Origin of the sequence: Solibacillus sp. R5-41 (assembly GCF_002736105.1) — a bacterium.
Lineage (GTDB): Bacteria > Bacillota > Bacilli > Bacillales_A > Planococcaceae > Solibacillus.
The window spans coordinates 1,128,201-1,152,522 of the sequence record NZ_CP024123.1 but is presented as its reverse complement, the minus strand read 5'-3'; the positions used below and the strand labels follow the sequence as shown (position 1 = coordinate 1,152,522).

The 24,322-nt window shown below is 36.0% G+C and carries 20 protein-coding genes; 7 read left to right on the top strand and 13 right to left on the bottom strand.

Features of this window, described 5'->3' with window-relative positions:
* Nucleotides 1–349: 349 nt before the first annotated feature.
* Nucleotides 350–1,207: a stalk domain-containing protein gene (locus CSE16_RS05300; protein WP_157764750.1), complete on the top strand. Its 858-nt coding sequence runs from the start codon at nt 350–352 to the stop codon at nt 1,205–1,207.
* 390 nt (nt 1,208–1,597) lie between these two features.
* Here CSE16_RS05300 and CSE16_RS05295 read toward each other — a convergent pair whose 3' ends face one another.
* The 7 genes from CSE16_RS05295 to CSE16_RS05265 form a co-directional block, all read right to left on the bottom strand.
* Entirely contained in the window at nt 1,598–2,101 is a 504-nt protein-coding gene (locus CSE16_RS05295) for a 4'-phosphopantetheinyl transferase family protein (RefSeq protein ID WP_099425754.1), read from the bottom strand.
* A gap of 60 nt (nt 2,102–2,161) precedes the next feature.
* Nucleotides 2,162–5,119, bottom strand: a complete 2,958-nt coding sequence (locus CSE16_RS05290) for an amino acid adenylation domain-containing protein (protein ID WP_099422938.1) — start codon at nt 5,117–5,119, stop codon at nt 2,162–2,164.
* A gap of 39 nt (nt 5,120–5,158) precedes the next feature.
* Nucleotides 5,159–6,904, bottom strand: coding sequence for a methyl-accepting chemotaxis protein (locus tag CSE16_RS05285; RefSeq protein WP_099422937.1), 1,746 nt, complete (start codon nt 6,902–6,904; stop codon nt 5,159–5,161).
* A gap of 822 nt (nt 6,905–7,726) precedes the next feature.
* Nucleotides 7,727–8,071, bottom strand: a complete 345-nt coding sequence (locus tag CSE16_RS05280) for a YhjD family protein (RefSeq protein ID WP_099422936.1) — start codon at nt 8,069–8,071, stop codon at nt 7,727–7,729.
* Nucleotides 8,064–8,402: a YolD-like family protein gene (locus CSE16_RS05275; RefSeq protein ID WP_099422935.1), complete on the bottom strand. Its 339-nt coding sequence runs from the start codon at nt 8,400–8,402 to the stop codon at nt 8,064–8,066. The genes CSE16_RS05280 and CSE16_RS05275 overlap by 8 nt, the downstream gene beginning before the upstream one ends.
* A gap of 17 nt (nt 8,403–8,419) precedes the next feature.
* Nucleotides 8,420–9,676, bottom strand: coding sequence for a Y-family DNA polymerase (locus CSE16_RS05270; protein ID WP_099422934.1), 1,257 nt, complete (start codon nt 9,674–9,676; stop codon nt 8,420–8,422).
* 1,357 nt (nt 9,677–11,033) lie between these two features.
* On the bottom strand, nt 11,034–12,464 hold the full coding sequence (locus CSE16_RS05265; protein WP_099422933.1) for a MocR-like pyridoxine biosynthesis transcription factor PdxR: 1,431 nt from the start codon (nt 12,462–12,464) through the stop codon (nt 11,034–11,036).
* Nucleotides 12,465–12,837: 373 nt separating this feature from the next.
* On the opposite strand from CSE16_RS05265, the gene qoxA reads away from it, so the two are divergent.
* From qoxA to qoxD, 4 genes are read left to right on the top strand one after another with little or no spacing between them, the layout of a single operon-like run.
* A complete protein-coding gene (gene qoxA / locus CSE16_RS05260; protein WP_099422932.1) occupies nt 12,838–13,728 on the top strand; it encodes a cytochrome aa3 quinol oxidase subunit II in 891 nt (296 codons plus the stop codon).
* A gap of 56 nt (nt 13,729–13,784) precedes the next feature.
* Nucleotides 13,785–15,731: a cytochrome aa3 quinol oxidase subunit I gene (qoxB, locus tag CSE16_RS05255; RefSeq protein ID WP_099422931.1), complete on the top strand. Its 1,947-nt coding sequence runs from the start codon at nt 13,785–13,787 to the stop codon at nt 15,729–15,731.
* Nucleotides 15,731–16,327, top strand: a complete 597-nt coding sequence (gene qoxC, locus CSE16_RS05250; protein ID WP_099422930.1) for a cytochrome aa3 quinol oxidase subunit III — start codon at nt 15,731–15,733, stop codon at nt 16,325–16,327. Before qoxB ends, qoxC begins: the two co-directional genes overlap by 1 nt.
* A 1-nt stretch (nt 16,328) precedes the next feature.
* Nucleotides 16,329–16,616 (top strand): cytochrome aa3 quinol oxidase subunit IV, encoded by a 288-nt coding sequence (gene qoxD, locus CSE16_RS05245; protein ID WP_099422929.1) that lies wholly within the window; start codon nt 16,329–16,331, stop codon nt 16,614–16,616.
* 444 nt (nt 16,617–17,060) lie between these two features.
* Here qoxD and CSE16_RS05240 read toward each other — a convergent pair whose 3' ends face one another.
* Entirely contained in the window at nt 17,061–17,948 is an 888-nt protein-coding gene (locus tag CSE16_RS05240) for a deoxyribonuclease IV (protein ID WP_099422928.1), read from the bottom strand.
* A gap of 12 nt (nt 17,949–17,960) precedes the next feature.
* Nucleotides 17,961–19,262: a DEAD/DEAH box helicase gene (locus tag CSE16_RS05235; RefSeq protein WP_099422927.1), complete on the bottom strand. Its 1,302-nt coding sequence runs from the start codon at nt 19,260–19,262 to the stop codon at nt 17,961–17,963.
* 179 nt (nt 19,263–19,441) lie between these two features.
* Here CSE16_RS05235 and vrrA point away from each other — a divergent pair, with 179 nt between their 5' ends.
* Nucleotides 19,442–20,038 (top strand): VrrA/YqfQ family protein, encoded by a 597-nt coding sequence (gene vrrA / locus CSE16_RS05230; RefSeq protein WP_099422926.1) that lies wholly within the window; start codon nt 19,442–19,444, stop codon nt 20,036–20,038.
* A 95-nt stretch (nt 20,039–20,133) separates the two neighbouring features.
* Here the strand turns inward: vrrA and CSE16_RS05225 are convergent, their stop codons facing one another.
* The 3 genes from CSE16_RS05225 to CSE16_RS05215 all read right to left on the bottom strand — a co-directional run bounded on the left by CSE16_RS05225 (nt 20,134) and on the right by CSE16_RS05215 (nt 22,346).
* Nucleotides 20,134–20,883, bottom strand: a complete 750-nt coding sequence (locus tag CSE16_RS05225) for an HAD hydrolase family protein (RefSeq protein ID WP_099422925.1) — start codon at nt 20,881–20,883, stop codon at nt 20,134–20,136.
* A 74-nt stretch (nt 20,884–20,957) separates the two neighbouring features.
* On the bottom strand, nt 20,958–21,233 hold the full coding sequence (locus tag CSE16_RS05220; RefSeq protein ID WP_099422924.1) for a YuzB family protein: 276 nt from the start codon (nt 21,231–21,233) through the stop codon (nt 20,958–20,960).
* Nucleotides 21,234–21,515: 282 nt separating this feature from the next.
* Nucleotides 21,516–22,346, bottom strand: a complete 831-nt coding sequence (locus CSE16_RS05215; protein ID WP_099422923.1) for a DUF1835 domain-containing protein — start codon at nt 22,344–22,346, stop codon at nt 21,516–21,518.
* Nucleotides 22,347–22,524: 178 nt separating this feature from the next.
* Here CSE16_RS05215 and CSE16_RS05210 point away from each other — a divergent pair, with 178 nt between their 5' ends.
* Complete coding sequence (locus tag CSE16_RS05210; RefSeq protein ID WP_099422922.1) at nt 22,525–23,493, top strand: 4-hydroxy-3-methylbut-2-enyl diphosphate reductase; 969 nt, start codon at nt 22,525–22,527, stop codon at nt 23,491–23,493.
* A 44-nt stretch (nt 23,494–23,537) separates the two neighbouring features.
* Here the strand turns inward: CSE16_RS05210 and CSE16_RS05205 are convergent, their stop codons facing one another.
* Nucleotides 23,538–24,242 carry a response regulator gene (locus CSE16_RS05205; protein ID WP_099422921.1) on the bottom strand — a complete coding sequence of 235 codons (705 nt, stop codon included), beginning with the start codon at nt 24,240–24,242 and terminating at the stop codon, nt 23,538–23,540.
* Between the last annotated feature and the right edge of the window lie 80 nt (nt 24,243–24,322).

Genomic DNA, 24,322 nt, shown 5'->3' with positions numbered 1-24,322 from the left:
GATTGCACACGAGGACAAATTTAAAAACCTGCTCAATTCAACGTTTGAGCAGGCTTATCCCTATAGTTTTTGTCTATTTACTTGTCTGAATCAATTTCATAAATCTTCTTTTAATGAGCTTATACTTCCCCTGTATCAAAATTAACGTTTTTAAAATTTAAATGCGCTCATTATTAAAGTAAAAAATACAAAAATTTCATACTTAATACATCTCTTATGAAAATACTGTATGTTCGTAAATAGTACTTTCCACAACCTATAATATTACAAATATCATATTAAAATCAGTAAAAATTAAAACCTTTTTATGGTAATATAGTGATATGTTTCATCGGAAAGGATGGAGGAAATGAAAAAGTTTTTAACGGTATTATTAATAATTTTAATGTTAAGCGGCACTAGCTGGGAAACGGCAAGTGCGAGTACAACGGTCACATTAGACGGCGGTAAAGTAGTCAACAACCGTACCCTCGTACCATTACGAGCTATTTTTGAAGAATTAGGCACGACAGTTCAATGGAATCAAAAAGATAAAACAATTACAGCAAAAAAAGGGCAAACGACAATTTGGTTAGAGGTTGGCTCAAAAACAACGAAAATTAACAACAAAGCGGTTACAATTGACGTGCCTGCGCAAGTGTATAACGGTTCGACATTAGTACCATTGCGCTTTATTAGTGAATCATTTGGCGTAAAAACTACCTGGAACGCAAAAGAAGAAACGGCTATTTTAACGGCAGACGATAAAACAATTATTGTTAACGCAGGCGAGTTTGATAGCGCATTTGCACTGGATACAATCGACATCAAATCTTCACCTGGTGAAATCTATGATACAATTGGTGTCATTTCAGACGGCGCAAACGTAAAAGTTGTAGGAGGTGTACCAACTGGTTACGATCAAGAAGATTGGTACAGCTATGAAATGTACGGCTGGTCGAAAATACAATATGAGGGTTTAACAGGTTGGGTGGCGACTCATAATTTATCATTCCAAAACCCGTACAACTGGGTACCAGGCATAAAAGACAACACGTTAAACCAACTAAAAAAAGAATTTGTCGGTAAAAGCGACAAATTCAAACTAGTTGAAGCGGGCGCATTTAATGGTGTTGGCTCACTAGAATTTTATGTACAATATGACGGTGTTGGCCAGTGGTACCGGGTAGTATCGATTAATCCAAAAACTGGTTGGTATCATGGGTGAAAATTGAATTTTTGGTATCCGTAGTCAAGACCCACAAAAGTGGACACTGCAATTTTGATTAAGAAACCTATAAAATATACGCTAAAATTCCCCACTAATTTCTTTTCGAAACTTAGTGGGGATTGCTATTTATTAGTCACTATACAGATTTGTACTAGCATTGCCTGTGTGCCACATGGGCTCAGCCAGCGAAACAAGCACATACTTTATCAGAATCTATACATGCTCATGTTTGGGAAAGAGCTGATTTTTTTACAAGTACATTTTTTATAAAAGCTGCTCCTGCCGCCACCATTATTGTAACTAGAATAATACATCCCCGCAATTACTGGTGGTAAATTGTAAAATAGGCACTTGTAGTGTAACGTACGTGTGAAATCATGTTGCCACTTATGAAATTTGAAAGAGCTTAATACTTTCTTGATACTCGCTACATACACTTATACATAATCCACTAAAAAACATAGTAGTAACATTCAAATCCATCATCTTATAACTGTTTAACTCACACATATTGTCGCTAATTCCTTCACCAGTATATTTTAAAATGGCTTCTTTTCTAGTCCAAACTTCAGAAAACAATCGACCTTGCTCTATTTTACTTTTTTCTTCTTTATGTAAAACCCAACCGTATAGCTGCTCGTCATATGCTAAATGACTAATTTCTATGTCTACGCCAACCTGACCTAATTCACTTAACGCAATGACTAAATATTCATCTGTATGAGACCAATTGATAAATTGCTTTTCATTCAAAATAAATGGCTTACCGCTTGCATATTTTTGTATATCCATATTTCCCATTATTTTTTTTATTAAAATAATCGACCAATTTGCTCTAGGTTCATTCCTATTCACTTTTTCCAACCAATTTTTCACTACATATAATTTCACCAAAAATAATTTCTCCTATAAAAAAAGCAAGGATATAAAAATATATCCTTACCTCATTTTTTACATTTTAACTGCTACTTTAATAAAGCCTTCTGTAATTGCATAATCAATTAACTTTCTAATATACTCTTTTTCTAATAGAGGTAATTGACTCATGCCTAAATGCTTCATCGTATTTTTACTATCAAATATAGCAGGTGAATCAATAGCACCATCACCATCTAGCTGAGCAACCGCTAGGTTCTTTATTTCTTCATTCACGTTTCCACTTAAAACATATTCATCATAATATGCTTTTTCTACCATTTCTATATCTAAATCCAACTTATTTAAAATTGAAATAAACTGCTCAAACGTAATAGGGTTTGGGTGACATACATGATAGACACGCCCAAAATGCTTTGCTGTCAGTAAAGATTTCACAACGACTTCTGCTGCAAAATCAATTGGTGTGAAGTCCACCATCCATTGTACTTTAGGTGCTTTATTAACCATGATCATCAGCTTCATCATTCGATAAAATGAATTTTCATTAATATTACTTTGGAAACGCCCGTCGCTATATCGACCTGTTAAATTACCCATTCGGTAAATGAAAACTTGTTTACCTTCTTTTGCTTTATCTAATATCCATTTTTCAGCTAACATTTTTGTATCTGTATAAACACTCTCTAGCTGTAAATGTTCAGGTATTTCAGTCGCTTCCTTTAATAAATTCCATTTTCCCTCTGCTAATAAATCTTGTATAACGCCCACAGTAGAAATATGGTGGAAGGCAATTTTCGAATTAAAATCGACTAACTCAAAAATATTTTTCGTTCCTTGAACATTCACTTTTTCAAAATGTTCTCTATCACCGAAATGCCTTACATCAGCTGCTGAATGAATAATCGCATCAATTTTTCTTGCTAATTGCATAAATGCTTCTTTTGGAAGACCAAAATACGCCTTCGTCAAATCACCATTTACAATCGTAATTTTTGTACTTAATTCTTTATTAAAATAGTTGGTCATCGTATCTTTTATACGGTTTTCTGCAGTTTCCCCCCGTACAAGCAAAATGACGTTTTTTCCTTCTTCAATCAATTTATTCGCTATATGACTACCTAAGAAACCTGTCGAGCCCGTTACAAAAATTGTTTGTGCTTCTAGTAATTCTTCATTCACTGGCATTTTTGGGTATTCGGCCAAATGTGTAAACTCACCATTAAACTGTTCTTCTAATACATCTGACGAGTTTAAAACCTTATTTGCTAAATTTTCTACCGTTTTCAAATCGAAGAAATCTTTAATCGTTAAAGCTGGGTACGTTTGTTTTAAGTGCGATAAAATTTCAATCACTTTTAAAGAGTGACCACCAATTTCAAATAGATTATCAATGACACTAATCTCATCAATTTTCAGTACTTTTTTCCAAACATCTACAATATCTTCTTCCACCTTATTACGTGGCGCAATGAATTGTTCCGACCGCGAAAGTGACACACGTTCAGCTTCGATTTTTTCTAAAGCCTTTCTATCTACTTTACCAGTCGGGGCAAAAGGAATGTCAGCTAGTTGTCGCAATTTTGTAGGCAGCATGTAACTAGGTAAATCTGTTTTCAAGGCATCGATTATCGAAGTAAGGTCAACTTGTTTGTTTGATGTAAAAAAGGCTTTCAAAATTTGGTCGCCGTCCTCTTTTTCTACTACAACAACCACATTTTCAACGCTTTCAATTTCATTCATTTTTGTTTCAATTTCAGCAATTTCAATGCGATGCCCACGAATTTTCACTTGAGTATCCATTCTAGAAACAAATTCAACATTACCATCTTTTAATTTTTTCACGAGGTCCCCTGATCTATATACAATTCCCTCATAAAGATCAGGATCAAATGGATTTTTGATAAATACTTCTTCCGTTTTTTCGCTATTATTTAAATAACCTAAAGAAATACCGACAGATGCTATCCAAAGTTCTCCTACTTCATTTTCTTCACATGCTTTGCCGTCTTCATTCACTATGTAAATTTTGTTCCCAGGTAGTTGCTTCCCGATTGGAACACTATATACATCACTAGGCAAATCTTTAGGTACTTCATATGCAGTTGCCATTACTGTGATTTCAGTTGGTCCATATAAATTAAAGAATCTCGTCTCACCACAAAAACTCGATTTAAACTTTCTCGCTAAATCACCCGTTAATAATTCTCCACCTACACCAACTAGTTTGACAGAGGCGAATAAATTCGAGTTATCTTCAGTTAGATGATTTACAATTCGATTAAAAAAAACTGTTGGCAGTACTGGAATCACTGTTATTTCTTCATTTTTCACAACATCTAAAAAATTACTTTCAGCCATTCTTTCTTCATCATCAATTAAATACAATAAAGAACCTGTCAAAAGTGACAGAAAAGTATCTAATACAGATGCATCAAAACTATAGGTAGCAAATTGTAAAATTTTATCGTGCTCATTTACTTGCCAATTTTCTTGCATGTAATGAACTAAATTAACAACACCTTGTTGGCGAATTAGCGTACCTTTTGGCTTACCAGTAGTACCTGATGTAAAGATTGTATAGCATACATCATCTATACTGTCACTTACATATTCAAAGCGTTCTGGTACAAAATTCGTCTTTAAATCTTCTAAAAGTAAAATATTAATCGAAGTTTTTAACTGTAACCCTTTTGTTTTTTGTAACGAATCCATGTTGCTTATAATAAATGAAGTATTAATATCTTCAATGATATAGTTATTTCGATCATTTGGATGTGTAGGATCTAAAGAAACATAAACTCCCCCAGCCTTTATAATTCCTAGTAATGAAATGACCGTATCAATACTTCTTTTTAAATAGATTGCAACAAAATCTCCAGTTTTAAGACCATTTGAAATTAAATAGTTAGCAATTTTATTCGATTCACTATCTAAATCCAAATAAGTTAATTGTCGATTTCTTTCTTTTAATGCAATAGAATTTCCTTGCTTTGAAACAACTTGTTTAAATTTACTTAAAATAGTTTCCATTTAATTTTTAACCTCTTCCAAATAATCAAAATAACCGTGCTAATTTTTAAACTTTTTCACTACCTCTTCTAATTCTTCAGATGTCATATTTAAATGCTCAGACATACTATTGATGTCACTTAAAGTACTTTGCTGATTTTCAACATTATCTACAATGCCTTGATACCCATCTACAATTTCTTTAGCATTTGAAGATAATGTAATAATCATAGCAGCTGATTCTTCTACGCCTGCAGAAATCTCTTCCGTTGCTAACGACACGGATTGTAATTTCATATTAATCTCTTTGTTGAATTCATAAATTTTATTAAACATTTCATTTGTTTTTTGAGTGGATGCTTTACCGCCATCAACACCCTTTTTAATATTCTCCATAAAGGATTCCGCTTCTTTTACCGCTTCTCGAACACGGCTGACAAGCTCGCGAATACCTTCAGTAGATTTAGCAGACTGCTCTGAAAGTTTTTTGACTTCTTGCGCTACTACAGCAAAGCCTTTACCATGCTCTCCTGCTCGAGCCGCTTCAATACTCGCATTTAAAGCTAATAAATTCGTAGCACTCGAAATATCAGTAATAACTTCTAAAATTTGACCAATTTCATCCGATAATTCCACTAAATTCTCAATATTTTTATTTGAATTTGCTACATCATCAACGATAGACTCCATTCGATTCGCAACCTCAGACGTGATATCGTTACCATTTTCTGAATATGAAGTAACTTCTTCGGCATATTTATAAACTTCCGCTACATCTGTAGCAATGTTCTGGACTTGAATAGACATATCTTCCATCGAACGAGCCGCTTCTTCAATCGAAGTTTCTTGCCCTTTTAAGTTCGTCTTCATACCATTAATAGAATTCGTAATTTTTTCAGAAGAATCATACGTTGACTTGAATGCTTTTTCTAATTGTCTTGAATCATCTTTTACCTTTATGGCCGTATTCGTTACACCATTAACCATATTACTTAAAGATGTGATCATTTCATTAAATCTTGCATTAACAGTACCTAATTCATCTCTTCCTTCTGGTAAATTAGCTATTAACTCACCTTTACTTGCTTTATTAATTCCTTTTAATAAATAGTTTAAAGGTTTTAATTGAGATTTAACGATAAAATACTGCAGGATTATAACCAACATTAATAATACAACTAATAAAATAGAAGACCATTTTAATAGTCCTGCTTGCCCTTCACCAACACTTGAGGCATCTACATCAATTGCATAATAGGCAATTAAATCCTTTTGCGCATTAAAAATTGGATACATAAATGTTAGCCATGTACCATAATCATCTTTGTATATTTCTGTGAATTCCGGTTTACCTGTTTCTTTTAATACTTCTAAAGCTTGTACGACTACTTCAGGCTGCTCATATAAAACACCAGGTTCAAAACCTTCCCCTTTAAACATTTCCCAAATTGCATCATCAAAAGAAATTAAAGACGTTTCATTCTTTTTTTCACCACTTAATTCAACACCATAAATATAACCTTGAGCTACAATAGGGTTGTATTCACTCATTTTGTTGAACATATCTGTATATTTTTTATGTATTTCACTTTGAGTATCTTCATCTTGCATTAATTTTTCAACTTCGTTACCTTCAATTTTTTCGTACCATGATTCTGAAATTCCTCTTGTTTGATCTCTAAGTTGTTCCTTTAATAAACTACCTTGTATAAAATAACTTACTCCAATAAGAATTACACCTACAATCAAAATACTTAAAATAGTAACTAGTATATTTTTTGTAAAAAATTTAAGGTTACGAAACATTTTTTTCCTCCTATATTTTATAATAAATTTTTTAATCTTTATTTTATTTAACTCTATTTCATTTTTTTACCTACTACCTAAAAATATATCCATATAATTCTAATGATTATATACTATACCATTAAACCTATTATTTTTTGAGTGCATATAGTCACTTATTACTTTAAAAAACCATAATATACATATTTTATATAGGTCCAATTACCCTTGATTATTACTTTATTATTTTAACTCCTTCGTGAACCATGCATAATTAACTAATTAAATACCCTCTTTAAAAGTCGTATATCAGAATTTTAATTTTTATCAGAATAATTAAATTACTTATCACTACTATCCAATTATAAAAGTCGCTGATTAAATAGAGCTCTTGAGCAAACTTTATAAAGTTTGCTCAAGAGCTCTATATTGTGACCCGGTTTGTTACTCTACATACGGCTGTCTGTGAGATTGCAGGTAAATTTTCGAAAAAAGTTTGGGCGAGTAAATTAAGCAACTGGCTTTGTTCAAAATGAAAATGTTTATATTATAAGCCTTAATACATAAGTACCTGACGATTTTTTTATCTTCTCTTGTAGTTCCTTTCATTCGTCATCCCTAGGGATGGAAAATAAAACGTCAAAATCATATAATCTGCAGGAAGAATTAATTAAAGGAAAGATTACGATGATGGAAAACGGGTATAACGAAGTTAAAGAGCTTTAATAGTCATGTTATTCACCTTTAGTAGACATAACGCCTGAATTAGGCAGTAACGATTAAAGGTTTAGCCTTTGTTATTACTGCCTGTTTTTATTGAAATTCGATATTTGATTAAAAGATTTATACTGAAGTTGCCTTTTGTATGAGCAATTGCTCTACTTCCGTTTTTAACGCTTGGTTTGCATAGCGAAGCACTATATCTTCACCAGCCGTAGCTATAATTACATCACTAAAATATGCATCAATTTTCATCCACCGAACAATACGTATACGCTTGTTCGCTAGCTGTCTTTTTTGCACAATATACGCCTCATTAAGATTCTTCATTAACAAATCCGTCCAACGACTATAAAATGCATGCATCTTCAAACCCTCCAGCTTTGTATAGTCTTGCTGAAGAGAGCGGATGGCCAGATCAAGCACAATAAACTCATGCACAATCGGTCGATCCTCTAAACTAATCATAGCCATCAACTACTTGTGCTGCTTGAATCATTGCAAAATCAAGCTTCTTTACAGCCGTTTCTGTTTCAACTAACAGCTGCTTTTTGGCCAAATGGAGGGCTGTAATCACCCCGAATTCCACAGACCATGTCCCCTGCTTAAAAATTGAAAAAGTAACCGCTAGCTTTTGCTTATATGCTTGTTCAATTGTTTGCTGCAAATCTTCTAGTTCCCATTCTGTTTTTTCTTTTGGTGATGTGTACGCTAGTTCTTTTTCCCAATCACGCAAACGCTGAATATGCTCTGGTAACATCATTGCCGTCCATTTTATCGTACCTCGGTCTTTGTTCATTTTCCTTCTACGCTCCTTTACGCAAGATGCCCTCCAATTAAACGTTCGCGTGAAATCGCTGTGCCTGGTTTCGTAAAAGAAACGGCACGTAAAACCGATGTCGCACCAAATCGCTCTCGTATGCTGTCTACAGTATGCCCTAAAAGCAAACGCTGCTCTTTGCCTGTATCAAATAAATCAAGTTGAATACTACGCTCTTGTTCTACATTAGAAATCCGTACTGACAGCTGACGCGCCGGTTCCCCAGCAAAATGTGTATCGAGTAATTCTTTACACGTCTTATAAATCGCCAACGTTTCATTTGTCGGTTCCGTTATCGTTTTCGAACGGTAAAAACCTTTCGTCATCGCGGCTTTACTATAAGACAGCCCAAGTGAAATGGTACGTCCTACATAACCAGCTGTACGTGTACGCCTTGCCACGTCCTCACACATTTCAAGCAGAACCACACAAATTTCAGCGCGTGTAGCATAATCACGCATCAGCATCTGCCCTTTTCCGAAACTAATTTGCCCACTAACAATCGGCTCACCAAAGGTCGAATAATCAATCCCGTGGGCATGATAATAGAGCTGATTGCCCATTACACCAAATCGTTGCTCAAGCGCCTCTAGGTTCATATTAGCTAAACCCCCGACCGTAAAAATCCCCATGTTATTCAAGTTTACTTCCATCCGATGACCGATTCCCCACATTTTAGAGAGCGGGCGAACTGGCCACAATTTTTTCGGCACATCCTCATACGTCCATTTTACAAAGCCCGCTTTTTTGGCCTCTAAATCAAGTGCCAACTTGGCCATTAACATATTCGGACCTAACCCAATGGCAGAACGAATATGAAATTGCTGAAAAATCGCTTGCTGAATCGCCTTTGCCATTTTTTCGGGAGACCCCCATAGCGTCTCGCTACCTGTCAAATCAATAAAACTCTCATCAACGCTATACACATGAATCGCCTCACGTGGAACGAACTGTGCAATGAGCTTTGTTATCGCCATCGACATATCTAAAAAAAATGACATCTTAGGCTCAAATAAACGGATGTCAGGATGATTGGGAATTTCATAACGTCTATTTCCTGTTTTAATACGAAATCTTTCTTTCATAGGTGGAGATGCCGCTAGTACGACACTTCCAGGCTGCTGAAAATTACCAATCACTGCAATCGGTACTTTCATGACATCCAGCCCCTCCAACATCGCAATACAACTTGCATAAAAGCACTGCATATCAATACAAATAATTGAACGATTCGGCAACGGACTGTCCATCATAAAAACACCCCCAAATAAAACGTATGTTCTCTTTTTTATTTTAAGAACAATTGTTCGTTTTTACAAGTGTTAATTTTATCCTTTAATTTAAATAGAGAATTTAAGTTGAACTAAAGGATTTTTCCTGTTGATGTAAACTTACCATTATGGATTCTGATAAAGTATGTGCTTGTTAGACTGGCTAAGCATTTATAAATGTAAGTAGATTTTTGATATGAGAGTTTCTTCGGCAGAGAAAAATAGCCGAATAGGAGGAGGGAAGAAGCGAGTCTTAGGAATACACTGATTTTTGGGCAGACTTCCCTAATTTACTTGCCACTTTATATTAGACGCATTCGAATCGTTTGGATTTGGATCCCCTTTATGCTTTTACGGGAAACGCTTCGTTAGATTATTGCATGAGTGAGCGCATAAAATCTATGACACCATTGGAGATGTTCGGCGATTATTTTGAGAAACCTAATTTTTCATCAAATTCACGAAAAATCAATTCTCCTGTATCCAAAGAAAGTGCGCCGCCATCATTTGATAATTTAATGGAACGGTTGAAATGTAGGGTATTTTGCGTTTGGAGGGATAGTAGGTCCATACTTTTTCATATATTTCTTGACTGAGGAATTCTTTAACCTTCATTGCCCGTTGTTTCTTTAATTCATACTTTTTTGTTTTTCCCCTTCATACTCATTTGATCGTAAAAAATGTAAAATTATCGTCTGGGACAAATGGGAACCGCTTGATAGAGTCCCTCTGATAAGACCCTTGTTTTCTTGTTGTATAAAAAAGAGTATTTCTCCATCTTAATGATTTGGGATAACGCTCTTTTTCTTGTCATTTAAATAATTTAGAGCCGGAAAAGCTCTAAATTATTTAAATAACTCAGTTTAAAATATACTTAAAGGCAAATTGCCCTGATTTTTTCTTAACAGCAGCAAATGTTATAAAAGACTGTTAGAGTATATGTTTAGTTGGTCATAATTACGATATCTCTCTAAAGCGAAGCATTATTTTAAATACCAACCTTTTCAAATAACAATTGAAACACTACTAATCAGTAGAAATTACCTCTTAATCTTTTTATTTCACTATAATTATAATCTGAATTAGTTTATCACCTTCCCTAAATATAAATATTTCATTGCCTGTGGAGATAATTGTGAATCAACCCACACTTCAATGATATTAAGTAGCCTAAATGGATTGTTTTATCCATGTCACTATCATAAATAATTTAAAAGTATTTTAAACCCTCCACTCGAAAACTTTTTCGACCATCCAATGACAAAAAATTAACAAAATAGGAATAGTTATCAAACCTTAATTCTTCAAATATAAAAGGTGCTTTTTCAAAAGTATATGTTTAAAAACAATTAAGAGCTTCGGCAAATCTTTTGATTCCTTCATCAATTGAATCTTCATCTTCTTTCGCGAAAGTAAAACGAACAAATCCATTTTTAGATCCCATTGTAGAACCTGGTACATACATGACACCTCTTTTAATGGACTCTTCAAGTAATTCAATTTCATCATAATTTTTAAGGATTTTACACCATATATGAATACCACCGTTAGGAATAGAATACTCCACCTGGTCTTTTAAATATATATTAAGACTTTTAATAATTTTATTTCGCCTTTTTTCTAACTCTTTTATTAAATTTTCCATATGAACATTGAAATTAGTTGATTCTAAAAAATCATTCGCAATCCATTGTGTATAGCTAGAATGGCCAAAGTCGATTTGTTGCTTTGCATCGGACAATCTTTCTATTACCGATGTTGGGCCAATAATCCACCCTATTCTCAATCCTGAAGCAACAATTTTAGATAGAGAACTAATATATAATACGTTTCCGTTCTTATCTAGTGATTTAAGGGTTGGTATTTTCTCCCCAGAAAAAGCTGTTAAACTATAAGGATCGTCCTCCACTACGGGTATACCAAGCTTTGAGGATATGTCCAAAATAGCTTTTCTTTTCTTTTCATTCAATAAAGAACCCGTTGGATTTTGAAAATCTGGATTCAAAAAAATCATTTTAATCCGGTGTTTCTTATATAATGACTGCAAATCTTCAGGGTTAATTCCATCCCGATCGACAGGTAGATAATGAATTTGTATACCTGCTGATTTAAAAATTGTCAGATTATAGTTGTAAGAAGGATCTTCTATTGCTATTGCATCTCCAGGCTTTAACAAACATTGTACAATTAAATGCAATGCTTGTTGGGCTCCTGATGTTATAAGTATTGAAGTAGGATGAGTTTCGATTCCCCGACTTTTTTTCATGTGTTTCGTAAGGGTTGTTCTAAGTATTTCACTCCCCTGCGGATGATCGTAACCTAGGCTTCCAATAAAAGAACGTGTCGAAGTTATCTCTCTTAAAAAACTTTTCGGGAAAAGGTCTTCTGACAATTCACCAGTAGCTAAATTTATTAATTGATGATCAACAGTTTCTTTTCTTATTTTTTGTGTTACAGGTAAGTTAGGTAAAAAGGAGCCCGCCACAATATACCTATTCCAACTAGGTATCCGTTTTTTTGTTATACCCCAAATATCTTTACTAATAGTAGTACCACTGCCTCTATTTCTTTCAATTAGCCCCATCGATTCTAATTCGTCATATGCATTTACTACAGTGCTTCTATTTATATTCAAGTCATTGGCCAAACTTCTCTCTGATGGCAATGGTTTATCAGGTGGAAATGTACCATCGGCAATTCCTTTTTCAATATATTCTGCGAGTTGCTTATAGATCGCCTTTTTTGCTTTTCTATCGGGTTTCCAATCCATATATATTCACCTCATTATTTCTACCAAACTTATTAAAATATTCCTTTTATTTTCTGCCATTGTCAGACAATCAAAATAATAAATATTAATATATATCCGTCTAAAATTGACCATCCACTTTTAGTTTATCATTACCATCCATTTAAAATTTCAATTTACATTTTCATATAAAAACCCCAGTTTGACGTATGTTCATCACATCAAAATTATACTAAAATTATTTTTTTGGTTTTAGAACATTTTGTGTTATCTTTCAAAACTCCTTGTTTTTAAAATTTTGTGCAACTATCATAAAAATCAATTGTGAATCAAATTCCACTCAAACCCATAGTAGCCTAAAACACTTTAAATAATAATTAAAAGGGGTTTGTTTATGAAAAATAGATGGATCAAGTTAATCGGTTTTTTCACTATTGTCACTATGCTAACTGGTTGTGACCCATTGTTAGTCTTGGACCCAAAAGGACCTCAAGCTCAAGTACAAGCCAAAGACATTATGCTATCGATAGGAATTATGTCCTTTATCGTACTTATTGTTTTTGTAATTTTAGCTTATATGCTAATCAAATTTAGGGCTTCTAAACAAAGTCCAAATTACAAACCTCCCCATATTAAAGGGAGCATAATGGTTGAGGTAATTTGCGTCGGAATCCCGGTCTTAATTGTCGCCTACCTTTCAATAATTTCAGTTGAAAGTAATTATAAGGTGGAATCACCTCCAGAAAAATACAAAAATGAAGAGCCACTCGTGGTTTATGCTTCAACATCTAATTGGAAATGGCATTTTAGTTATCCAGAGGAAGATATTGAAACAGTGAATTATTTATATATTCCTGTTGGGCGCCCAATTGAGTTTAAACTTTACTCATATGGACCAATTACAAGTTTTTGGATTCCTCAATTAGGTGGCCAGAAATATGCAATGGCCGATATGGTGAATACGTTGCATTTAGCTGCTGATATGCCAGGAGAGTATATGGGGAGAAATGCAAACTTTAACGGGAAAGGATTCGCTGAGAATACGTTCAACGTTACAGCGGTTCAACAAGCTGAATATGATAATTGGGTTAAGGAAGTAAAGGAAACGGCTGATATGTTAACTGAAGAAAAATTTAATACATTGCTAGAACCTGGACATGTTGGTCAATCAACATTTAATGGAACGCATTTAACTTTCTTACCACCACCAGAGGGTGAACACGGCGGACATCAACATGAGAAAGCTGAATCTAAAGATAATAAATCTCTACAAAACAATCATTAAATTATCGAAATTACCTAATTTACTAAAATGTTTACATTGAAAGGAGTCATAGTAATATGGATTACTTTGAACGATTTGCTATACCCCATCCAAGTCCTGCAATTTATGCATCGATGGTAGCAATTGGTCTTACCGTGATAGCAATCATTGTTGGATTAACTTATTTTAAAAAATGGGGCTACCTATGGCGTGAATGGTTAACGACCGTTGATCATAAACGGATCGGTATTATGTATTTAATTTCTGCTATCCTCATGCTTTTCCGAGGGGGCGCGGATGCTATTATGATGCGTGCTCAAATGGCTGTCCCTGACAATAAGTTACTAGATGCTCAGCATTATAATGAAGTATTCACAACACATGGAACAGTAATGATTATTTTTATGGCAATGCCATTTATTATGGCATTTATGAACTACATTGTGCCATTACAAATTGGAGCTAGAGACGTTGCATTCCCACGTTTGAATGCTTTAAGTTTTTGGTTGTTCTTCATGGGGGCAATGCTACTAAACATTTCTTTTGTTATAGGTGGCTCGCCTGATTCTGGATGGACAAATTATTTCCCACTCGCTAATAACGAATTTAGTCCATCAGTAGGAACTAACTATTATTTATTTGCTCTACAGATTTCAGGTCTCGGTACATTAATTACCGGTATTAATATGATTGTAACAATTCTCAAAATGAGGGCTCCGGGCATGACATTAATGAAAATGCCAATGTTTACTTGGTCTTCATTTGTTGCAAATGTGATTATCGTTTTCGCATTCCCCGTTTTAACTGTAGCTTTGACTATGGGGACTTTTGACCGATTACTTGCCACAAATTTCTTCACAACATCCGACGGTGGTATGGATATGCTGTGGGCGAATTTCTTCTGGGTCTGGGGACATCCTGAAGTATATATACTGATATTGCCAGCATTCGGTATTTACAGTGAGATTATTTCTACTTTCTCTGGACGGAATCTTTATGGCTATAAATCGATGGTCGGCTCAATGGTGATCATCTCCTTCCTATCATTTTTAGTATGGACACACCATTTCTTTACGATGGGACAAGGCGCTTTAACTAACAGTATATTTTCGATTACTACAATGGCAATTGCCATTCCAACAGGGGTAAAAATTTTTAACTGGTTGTTTACCCTTTGGAAAGGGAAGATTGTATTTACAACTCCAATGCTTTACTCCATGTTATTTATACCTACTTTTACAATTGGTGGTGTAACTGGAGTAATGCTTGGAATGTCAGCAGCTGACTATCAATATCATAATACAATGTTCCTTGTCGCCCACTTCCATATGGTGATTATTCCAGGTGTTGTATTTGCGATGTTAGCAGGCTTACATTACTACTTCCCAAAAATGTTTGGTTTTATGTTGAATGAAAAAATCGGTAAATTGACAGCATGGATTATAGCAATCAGTACACTTCTAGCCTTTATGCCTATGTTCTTTTCAGGCTTAGATGGACAAGCACGTCGCATGTACACTTATACTGAGTCTACTGGTTTTGGCATCTGGAATATGATTTCTTTCATTGGTGCAATTGGATTTGCAATTGGGTTTGCACTAATTGTTTACAACGTGTACTACAGTATTCGTTACTCACCAAGAAACATCGGTTCAGATCCATGGGATGCACGCACATTAGAGTGGGCTACGCCAAGTCCTGTGCCTTATTACAATTTTGCAAAGGTCCCTCATGTTATTTCAACAGAGGCTTTATGGGACGCAAAATACAATCAGCATGAGTTGTTCCCAGAGAAATATGAAAAAATTCATATGCCAAATAATAGCGGTGTGCCTTTCATATTAGGTTGCATTTTCTTCGCCTGGGGCTTCTCATTTGTATTTAGTATGTGGATTCCAGCTATTCTCACAACTATTGGTATTTTTATTTGCATGGCTCTCCGTTCGTTGGAAAAAGATCCAGGACATTATGTTTCTGTAGAAGAAATTAAAGCAACTGAAAAGAAAATGCGAGGTGTTCAATAATGAAGGTTGATCGATCGCTGCCGCTAGAATATAGTACACAGCAAAATCAAATGAATATATTAGGCTTCTGGGTTTTTATCGGTGCTGAAATTATGCTCTTTGGAACACTTTTTGCAGCTTACTTTGTATTAGGAGACCGTGTAGGAAATGGCCCTACAGGAGCAGAAATTTTTGAAATCACACCTGTTTTATTTGAAACTTTTATTCTCTTAACGAGTAGCTTTACAATTGGCCTAGGTATCCACGCAATGAGAAAGGGCTATACGAAAGCTATGATAACATTCTATGTAATCACGCTATTACTCGGTGTAGCATTCCTTGGTTTCGAAGTTTACGAGTTTATTCATTATGTTCATGTTGGTGCGGGATTACAGACTAGTGCCTTTACCGCTGCTCTATTAACAACACTAGGAACACATGGTGCTCACGTCACATTTGGTGTGTTTTGGGGGCTGCTCATCGTCTACCAGCTGATAAAACGTGGATTAACACCTGAAACAGCCAATAAATCATTCATCTTCTCTTTATACTGGCACTTTTTAGATGTTGTATGGATCTTTATCTTCAGTTTCATCTACTTGAAAGGAATGGTATAAAATGAGTGATTTATTTCCACTTAAACAAGTAATGGGGTTTGCATTATCAATCATTCTTACCATCATTGCTGCTTGTGTGTATTTTATAGATGGCGTATCATTTCCAATTATTATGACGATTTTATTGGTTACAGCATTTATTCAGGCTGGCCTACAATTGGTCGTCTTTATGCATGCTGGTGAAACAGAAGATAAATCTGCCATCTATACAAATATCTATTATGCATTAATAATTGCGCTCGTAACAATTTTCGGTACAATATTATGTATGATTTGGGGCTATTTATAGGTAGGAAAGAAAATATTTTATTGTATTTAATCCTCAGAAAAAATCCTCTTGAAGATATATAAATAAAAACGTCCTTTACTGTTAAACAGATTTACAGAAATCTATTTAAGGTAAGGACGTTTTTTTATTTATGAGAAATATAATGAATTTCTACGTTAGTATATCGCAACCCAATTTTGAGCCAATTTACACTATCTGTCTTTTCCAGAAAAACACCTGATAAACTGAATATAGATATAGTGATTTAACTAAAAAATATTTGAGGTGGGAAAGGTTTCCCACGCGCTTATCGTTATGATAAGTTACCAGATATCAGAATTGCCGCCCTGCTAATAATTCTAGGTGTCTATATAGGATTTACTCATTTTAAATCAAAACAAAAAGGTCTATCAAATTGTAATTTGATAGACCTTTTTGCTAGCTATTGAAATTCCTCCACCAAAACTACCCGCGCATTGCGTCGATTAGCTCTGGTTGGAACTTGCCATCTCGCAGCATGGCGATTTCTTCTTTATAAGGCGCTTGCTTATTTTTCGCGTCTGCCCCTACAAATGGCGTTTCTAAAATTTTCGGTACGTGCATTAACTGTGGGTGATGCACAATATAGTTCATCGCCTCAAAACCAAGCTCACCAAAACCAATGTTTTCGTGACGGTCTTTCCCAGCACCACGTACGTTTTTGGAATCATTAATGTGCAGTACTTTTAATCGATCTAAGCCAATAATTTTGTCGAATTCATTTAATACACCATCAAAATCATTTACGACATCATAGCCTGCGTCATGTGTATGACATGTATCGAAACAAACGGATAATCGTTCGTTATTCGTTACACCATCAAAAATACGCGCAAGCTCTTCAAAATTGCGGCCGATTTCAGTGCCTTTGCCAGCCATCGTTTCCAGTGCAATTTGAACTGGATAATCTTGTGAAAGTACTTCATTTAACCCTTCCACAATTCTCGCAATCCCAGCGTCTACTCCTGCACCGACATGCGCACCTGGATGCAAGACAATTTGTTTTGCTTCTAGTGCTGCAGTACGTTTAATTTCTTCTTGCAGGAAATTTACACCAAGCTCAAACGTTTCGGGTTTTGTCGTATTTCCAAGATTAATAATATATGGCGCGTGGACGACAATATTGCTCATGCCATGTTCTTGCATATGCATAAGACCTTTCGCAATATTCAATTCTTCAATTGGCTTACGGCGCGTATTTTGCGGCGCACCTGTATAAATCATGAATGTATTCGCTCCATAAGAAAGTGCCTCTTCACTTGCACCAAGTAACATTTTCTTACCGCTCATGGATACGTGAGAACCTAGCAACATCAATATTCCCCCCTATTTATTTGTACGACGTTTAATACGACGTTCGCGTTTTTTAACTTTTTCCATTTCCCACTTCATATTACGTTTATACCCTGGTTTTACCTTTTTCGGTTTTCGAACAAGGGCTTTCGCTTTTAAGTCGATTTCGTCTGCTTGCTTCACACGGTTTTTTCGTGAGTGACGCTCTTTCAGTTCTGACCATTCACCATTTTTCACATCTTTTTGTACAAATGGAATACCCATTTTTTCGATACGAACAATTGCATCTTCATCTTCTGGCTGGAACAATGTAATCGCTGTTCCTTTTGTGCCAGCACGAGCGGTACGACCTACACGGTGGACGAAAAACTCTAAGTCTTCTGGAAGCTCATAGTTAATTACGTGTGAAATCCCTTGAATATCAATTCCACGCGCTGCAAGGTCAGTTGCTACGATGTATTGGAATTCTAAATCACGAACTTGCTTCATCATTTTTTTACGGTCACGTGGTGATAAATCCCCATGAATTTGTCCTACACGAATGCCTTGCTCTGCTAAAAATGTCGCAACAGACTCTGCATTTTTACGTGTGTTACAAAATACGACTGCTAAAAATGGATTGATCCCTTTCATGACATCCAATAAACGTGAGTTACGTGATTTTGAACGTACAGGTACTAATACAAAATCAAGGCCTTCCGCAACAGGGCGTTTATCATTCATATGCACATGTGTTGGTGCATCCATATATTTCTTTAAGAACGGCTTTAATTTTTCTGGAATTGTCGCTGAAAATACGAACATTTCTAGCTTTTCTGGCATGCTTGAAGCAAAGCCATCGATTTCCTCGATAAAGCCCATATCAAAGGCTAAATCTGCCTCATCAATAACTAAAATTGGCGCAGTGTGTACTAGTAAGGCGTTTTCTTTTACTAAATCGCGAATACGACCTGGTGTACCTACAACAATTTGAGGTTGTGTTTTTAATCGGTCGATTGAACGCTGTTTATCTGTTCCGCCGATAAATAATTTTGAAGTAATTTCCGTGCCTTCTGTTAACTGGTTTAACGCATCAAAAATTTGTTGCGCAAGCTCACGTGTTGGAGATGTGATAACTGCTTGCACCTCTTGTTTTTCCTCTTGAATACGTTCCACAATTGGTAATAAAAAACTATGCGTTTTCCCTGTACCAGTATGTGCTTGTCCAATCGCACTTTTCCCCTTTAGTACGAGTGGAATAATTTCTTTTTGAATCGGTGTCGGCTCTGTAAATCCAAGCTTTGCAATGGCGTCCTGCAAAAATGGCTTGAAATTATAATCAGTATATTTTGACATGTTTCGTACCTCCTAACATCTGTCCTATTGTACCATGTTTCGTACATTTAAGTGACCATCTGCATATCATAACGATAAATAGTTTTGTCGTCAAACAGGAATGAGGGAATAGGGAAAAAAAATGCGAATTAATTGTCCATTTTAGCAAAATAATGCTGAATTAAAGAAAGGAGCTTATTATGCGTCCTCCGTTTTATTATCCAAATGGTTTTTTCATGAACTCTATGCCTATGCAAATGCCGATGCGCTATCCGATGTATGCACCTTATATGATGCGAGGTCCAATGTTTTCACAAATGCCCATGCCGCGCCAAATACCGTTCCAATCCGCGGGGGCAGGTTTGGCTGGAGCGGGATTGGCAGGAGCAGGTTTAGCTGGAGCTGGAGCAGAAGTAGCTGGTCTAGCGGGCGCAGCAGGGGCAGCAGAAGTAGCCGGAGCAGCCGCAGCCGCAAGTAGTGCCCCGCGCTTAGACAGTTTTTTAGCGGGAGCAAATTCCTTGTTTTCAAATGCCCAAAAGTTTACACCGTACGTTCAGCAGGCTGCTCCTATGTTCAAAAATCTGCCTGCATTATGGAGAATGTATAAAGGCTTTAAAGGAGAACCAGATACGTCTGCTGACTTGGCTCGAGACATTTTCGAGTCGACAGCCCTTGCTCCAACAGAACAAAGAAGCACTCAAAGACAACCGACCGCGCCAGAAACTTCACGACCATCCGTACCACCAACTTCGCGACCATCCGTACCGAAGATCTTTCAGCCGCCATATGACTTTTAACCTCTTAAAAAGAATTTCCGGTACAAAATTCACATGAAAATAGAGGGACTGCCACAAAAGAGTGAATTCTTTCGTGACAGTCCCTATGTTTTGAGCTAGTTGGTGAAAACAGTATTGCTTGCCCAATGTTGCGCAAGATTCTTAATTTTAAGTGCGACTTCCTTTTGTTCTACCCGCTCTGCTGCATAATTCCCTACCTCATGCATCCCGACACAAACGCTGTGCTGTGCCTGTTGGAACATTAATAAATCATTCACATCATTTCCAAAAGCGATGTATTGTTGGATGCCTAAACGATTTAAACCTTTAACTTTATTTAAATGATTTGAGCAGATATCGATAATTTTTTCTTCTTTATATTCAAAAATCGTGACGGGTAATGTATGTATAAATTCCTTTACATGGGACGGTGGATCAAATAATAATACTTTTGAAAATCCATTTAATTGTTCAATCGCTAAGCGTTTTGCTTTTTTCTCACTATTTATCCCACGGTACATCGGATGGTCCTCACTACCTGAATAAGCATAATCCCAATCGCTGTCAGCTAAATACGCTAATTGATGCTGCGTAATCAGTTCCATAATTTGCGTTTGAATCGATGCCTTTAAAAACTCTACCTCGATTTTTCCCTCAACAAATGTAAAAGCCCCATTACTCCCAATCATACGACATGAATGAAAGTCCTTTGGTATGACCGGTAACATATCACGAATTGGACGAGCAGACGCAAAAATAATTTCGTGACCAAGTTCTTCACAAAATTTCAATGCATCTGTTATTTCCTCATCAAGGGGTTGTCCTTGAAAGCAAATGGTTCCATCTAAATCAAATACAAAAATCATTTCCTCACCTCTACCGACTATTTTAACTAATTTTCGGTACAATGTGAAAGACAAATGCACCGCGCTAGAATTAGTTAAACTGAATTTACCTCTAGCTCCTGTTGCACGTTTTGGAGTAATGTATCCGCATCATCTCCAAGCACCATTTCACCATTGACGATGGCAAATAAATGGCATTCGCAAATTTCGCAATTGGAAGTACAGCCGGATTCAGTAATTTCTACATCATCGAGTTCGATGAGCACATCATACACGTCCGCAGCGCCTAATGATAAGTTCGTCATGCAAAATTCTACCTGATTTTTAAGTACCGTTCCCTCTTTTTTCTTTTTAAAAAATGAAAAAACCAAATGCTCTCCCCCATTATGTATAATTTTCCTTGTTCCTTATTATACACAATGATTCGTTCGAACGAGTTGGGTACACTTTAATCCATTGATAAATATAAGTTGAACTAAAGAATCCCGCCCGCTAATGAAATCCTTCTACTTAAGGATTCTGATAAAGTCTGCGCTTGTTTGGCCGCTACCGTGGGAGGCGACGGATTCTTAATTAGATTCCCATTCTCCAATATTAAGTAGGCTTCATATGTTCAAGTTATATATCGTCACAAAAAATAAACACTTTTTAACTTACATATCATTTAACTTCACTTTATACTTACGAATTTCACTTAAATCCCCTTCATACTGGAAAAAACCTTGTTCAATTAGTTTGTGTACACGGTAGTTAATCCATGAATCGGAAATATCATGCTCACTTCCCCCTAATACTTGCCCGATTAACCGCGCTGCATTGAGCCACGTTTTTTCGTCCTGTATTTCACTATGAAGCATTTTTGCCAGCTTAATAATAAAGGCATCATCGCGGTTTTCATCCTCATAATGCATTTTCCCATGTCGCCAAGTACGCACGGAACAATCATTTGCCAATAACTGTTCCGCTTCTTTTTGATAAGTAGCGAACAGCTCATCCGTCACAAGCTCCATCCACTCGTTTCCCATAAATTTCTTCATTTCCTCCGCGCCCATTTCACCTGAACGCCGGATTTCCGTCCATGTATCTTTACCTTTATAAAGTTCGAGCATATTGAAAAAGGTATTACATGTATAGCAAGTAACCTTTTTCTTTGCGAGTATTTTCGTAACAAAACGTAAACCAAACTGTTCTGCTGCGTTTTCACATGTCCAAATAATGATTTTCGTGCCTTCTGTTATTTGCTCTACTTGCTGAAGTCCTAATTCAAATAATTGTTTATAACGCTCACTGTCTTCCACGTCGAATAAATAATTATTTTCAAGCCATTGCAACCGATTTTTTAAACCGTTTTTTGTATGTATATCTTGAACAGGTCCTTCGCCAAAAAAACTCGGAAAAGCAATGATTGTTTCCAGCTTTCCTTTCATTGCAAAGCGTAAAGATCCATAGGCAGATTCACCAAAAATAATATGTACCGTTTGCATCCGTTCCCCTCCACCTCTTCATTACCTGGATTTTACCATAAAACTACCAAAACCATGTGCATCCTTCTACCAATTCCCCCCTTACAAATCTATAATCATACTCCCAGCAACGAAGTTTTGAATTAAACTTCTTAGTCAGCTATAATAGACATACTGAGTTTTGAAAGGGGTTTGCACAATGAAAGTCATTAAAATCAATCCACGCGGCTATTGTTATGGGGTAGTTGATGCAATGGTTATTGCACGCAATGCTGCGCTTGATACATCATTACCAAGACCAATCTACATTTTAGGTATGATTGTGCATAATAAACATGTAACAGATGCATTTGAACAAGATGGTATCATTACGCTAGATGGAGAAAATCGTAAAGAGATTATTGAGCAAGTAAATGAAGGAACAGTCATTTTCACTGCACATGGGGTTTCACCTGAAATTCGTGAAATCGCGAGACGCAAAGGGCTTGTTTCCATTGATGCAACTTGCCCAGATGTTACCGTTACACATGATTTAATTCGTGAAAAAACGGCAGAAGGCTATGAAATTATTTACATCGGTAAAAAGGGACATCCAGAGCCTGAGGGAGCAATTGGTGTTTCACCAGATCATGTTCACCTTGTGCAATCGATGAAAGATATTGAAAATCTTCAATTTGAGAACGAAAAAATATTAGTAACCAATCAAACGACAATGAGTCAATGGGATGTTTCCTTCTTAATGGACAGCTTAAAGGAAAAATTCCCTCATGTTGAAGTGCATAAAGAAATTTGTTTAGCAACACAAGTTCGTCAAGAAGCCGTTGCTGAGCAGGCAGGCGTTTCGGATTTATTAATCGTCGTGGGCGATCCAAAATCTAATAACTCAAATCGACTTACACAAGTATCGGTTGAAATTGCTGGTACACCGTCCTACCGTATTTCAGATATTTCTGAGCTTAAATTGGAGTGGTTAGAAAATGTTGAAACGGTTGCCGTTACAGCAGGGGCATCTACCCCAACACCAATTGTGAAAGAGGTCATTGCATTTTTAGATCAATTTGATAAAAATGATCCAGCAACACATGAAATTGTCCGTTCTGTAACGCTCGACAAAATTCTACCAAAAATTAAAACACCAAAACCAGTCGATAAAATTATGCCTTACTAAACGTAAAAGCAGTAGCACATTCCATACGCGCTACTGCTTCTTTTTCACTCTTCAAAAAAATATTGATTAACCGGTCGCCCTACACTTCCGTACAGAATATCAACATGAATCATCTGATTTTTCTCCATAAAATCTAAGTAGCGTCTGGCTGTTACTCTGGCTACGCCGATGCCCGCTGCCACATCATCTGCTGAGGCACCATCATCCAATTGCTTTAAATACTGCAAAACTTTTGCTAGCGTAGACCGGTTAAACCCTTTTGGCAGCTCCTGTGAAAATGTCTGCACAGGCTCTGGCTCTAAATTCATATGTTTTGTTTGTCCCATTATCTCATCTAATTCCTGCTGGGTTACATCTTCTGCGGACTCCATCTTTTCTTTGAACAAACGATAATTTAGCAATGTTTGCTCGATTCGTTCAAATGTAAAGGGCTTCATAATATAATCATACACACCTAAATGGAGAATTTGCTGGATTGTTTGTACATCATTAGCTGCTGTTACCATAAAACAATCTACCTCTAAATTGTTATAACGAATTTGGCGCAATGACTCAATGCCACCCTGTTCCGGCATAAAAATATCCATAATGACTAAATCTGGTGATAACTCTTTTATTTTTTCAATTCCTTTAATACCATTTGCCGCCATATCAATGACTTCAAATCCTTCAACACGCTCAATAAATTGACGATTTACCTCACGTACCATCGGATCATCTTCTACTAGTAACACTCGGATTGTTTTCACAATTAAACTCTCCCTATCCATTACGCCTCGGCTAACTTTTGTACAGAGTTTCCCTCTTCAACCTGGGTTTCCTCCCATTT

What these genes read in the sequence shown, in the direction of transcription:
- CSE16_RS05300 (WP_157764750.1), top strand. Translation starts at nt 350, where the DNA reads ATGAAAAAGTTTTTAACGGTATTATTAATAATTTTAATGTTAAGCGGC.
- CSE16_RS05290 (WP_099422938.1), bottom strand. Translation starts at nt 5,119, where the DNA reads ATGGAAACTATTTTAAGTAAATTTAAACAAGTTGTTTCAAAGCAAGGA.
- CSE16_RS05285 (WP_099422937.1), bottom strand. Translation starts at nt 6,904, where the DNA reads ATGTTTCGTAACCTTAAATTTTTTACAAAAAATATACTAGTTACTATT.
- CSE16_RS05280 (WP_099422936.1), bottom strand. Translation starts at nt 8,071, where the DNA reads ATGATTAGTTTAGAGGATCGACCGATTGTGCATGAGTTTATTGTGCTT.
- CSE16_RS05275 (WP_099422935.1), bottom strand. Translation starts at nt 8,402, where the DNA reads ATGAACAAAGACCGAGGTACGATAAAATGGACGGCAATGATGTTACCA.
- CSE16_RS05270 (WP_099422934.1), bottom strand. Translation starts at nt 9,676, where the DNA reads ATGATGGACAGTCCGTTGCCGAATCGTTCAATTATTTGTATTGATATG.
- CSE16_RS05265 (WP_099422933.1), bottom strand. Translation starts at nt 12,464, where the DNA reads ATGGATTGGAAACCCGATAGAAAAGCAAAAAAGGCGATCTATAAGCAA.
- qoxA (WP_099422932.1), top strand. Translation starts at nt 12,838, where the DNA reads ATGAAAAATAGATGGATCAAGTTAATCGGTTTTTTCACTATTGTCACT.
- qoxB (WP_099422931.1), top strand. Translation starts at nt 13,785, where the DNA reads ATGGATTACTTTGAACGATTTGCTATACCCCATCCAAGTCCTGCAATT.
- qoxC (WP_099422930.1), top strand. Translation starts at nt 15,731, where the DNA reads ATGAAGGTTGATCGATCGCTGCCGCTAGAATATAGTACACAGCAAAAT.
- qoxD (WP_099422929.1), top strand. Translation starts at nt 16,329, where the DNA reads ATGAGTGATTTATTTCCACTTAAACAAGTAATGGGGTTTGCATTATCA.
- CSE16_RS05240 (WP_099422928.1), bottom strand. Translation starts at nt 17,948, where the DNA reads ATGTTGCTAGGTTCTCACGTATCCATGAGCGGTAAGAAAATGTTACTT.
- CSE16_RS05235 (WP_099422927.1), bottom strand. Translation starts at nt 19,262, where the DNA reads ATGTCAAAATATACTGATTATAATTTCAAGCCATTTTTGCAGGACGCC.
- vrrA (WP_099422926.1), top strand. Translation starts at nt 19,442, where the DNA reads ATGCGTCCTCCGTTTTATTATCCAAATGGTTTTTTCATGAACTCTATG.
- CSE16_RS05225 (WP_099422925.1), bottom strand. Translation starts at nt 20,883, where the DNA reads ATGATTTTTGTATTTGATTTAGATGGAACCATTTGCTTTCAAGGACAA.
- CSE16_RS05215 (WP_099422923.1), bottom strand. Translation starts at nt 22,346, where the DNA reads ATGCAAACGGTACATATTATTTTTGGTGAATCTGCCTATGGATCTTTA.
- CSE16_RS05210 (WP_099422922.1), top strand. Translation starts at nt 22,525, where the DNA reads ATGAAAGTCATTAAAATCAATCCACGCGGCTATTGTTATGGGGTAGTT.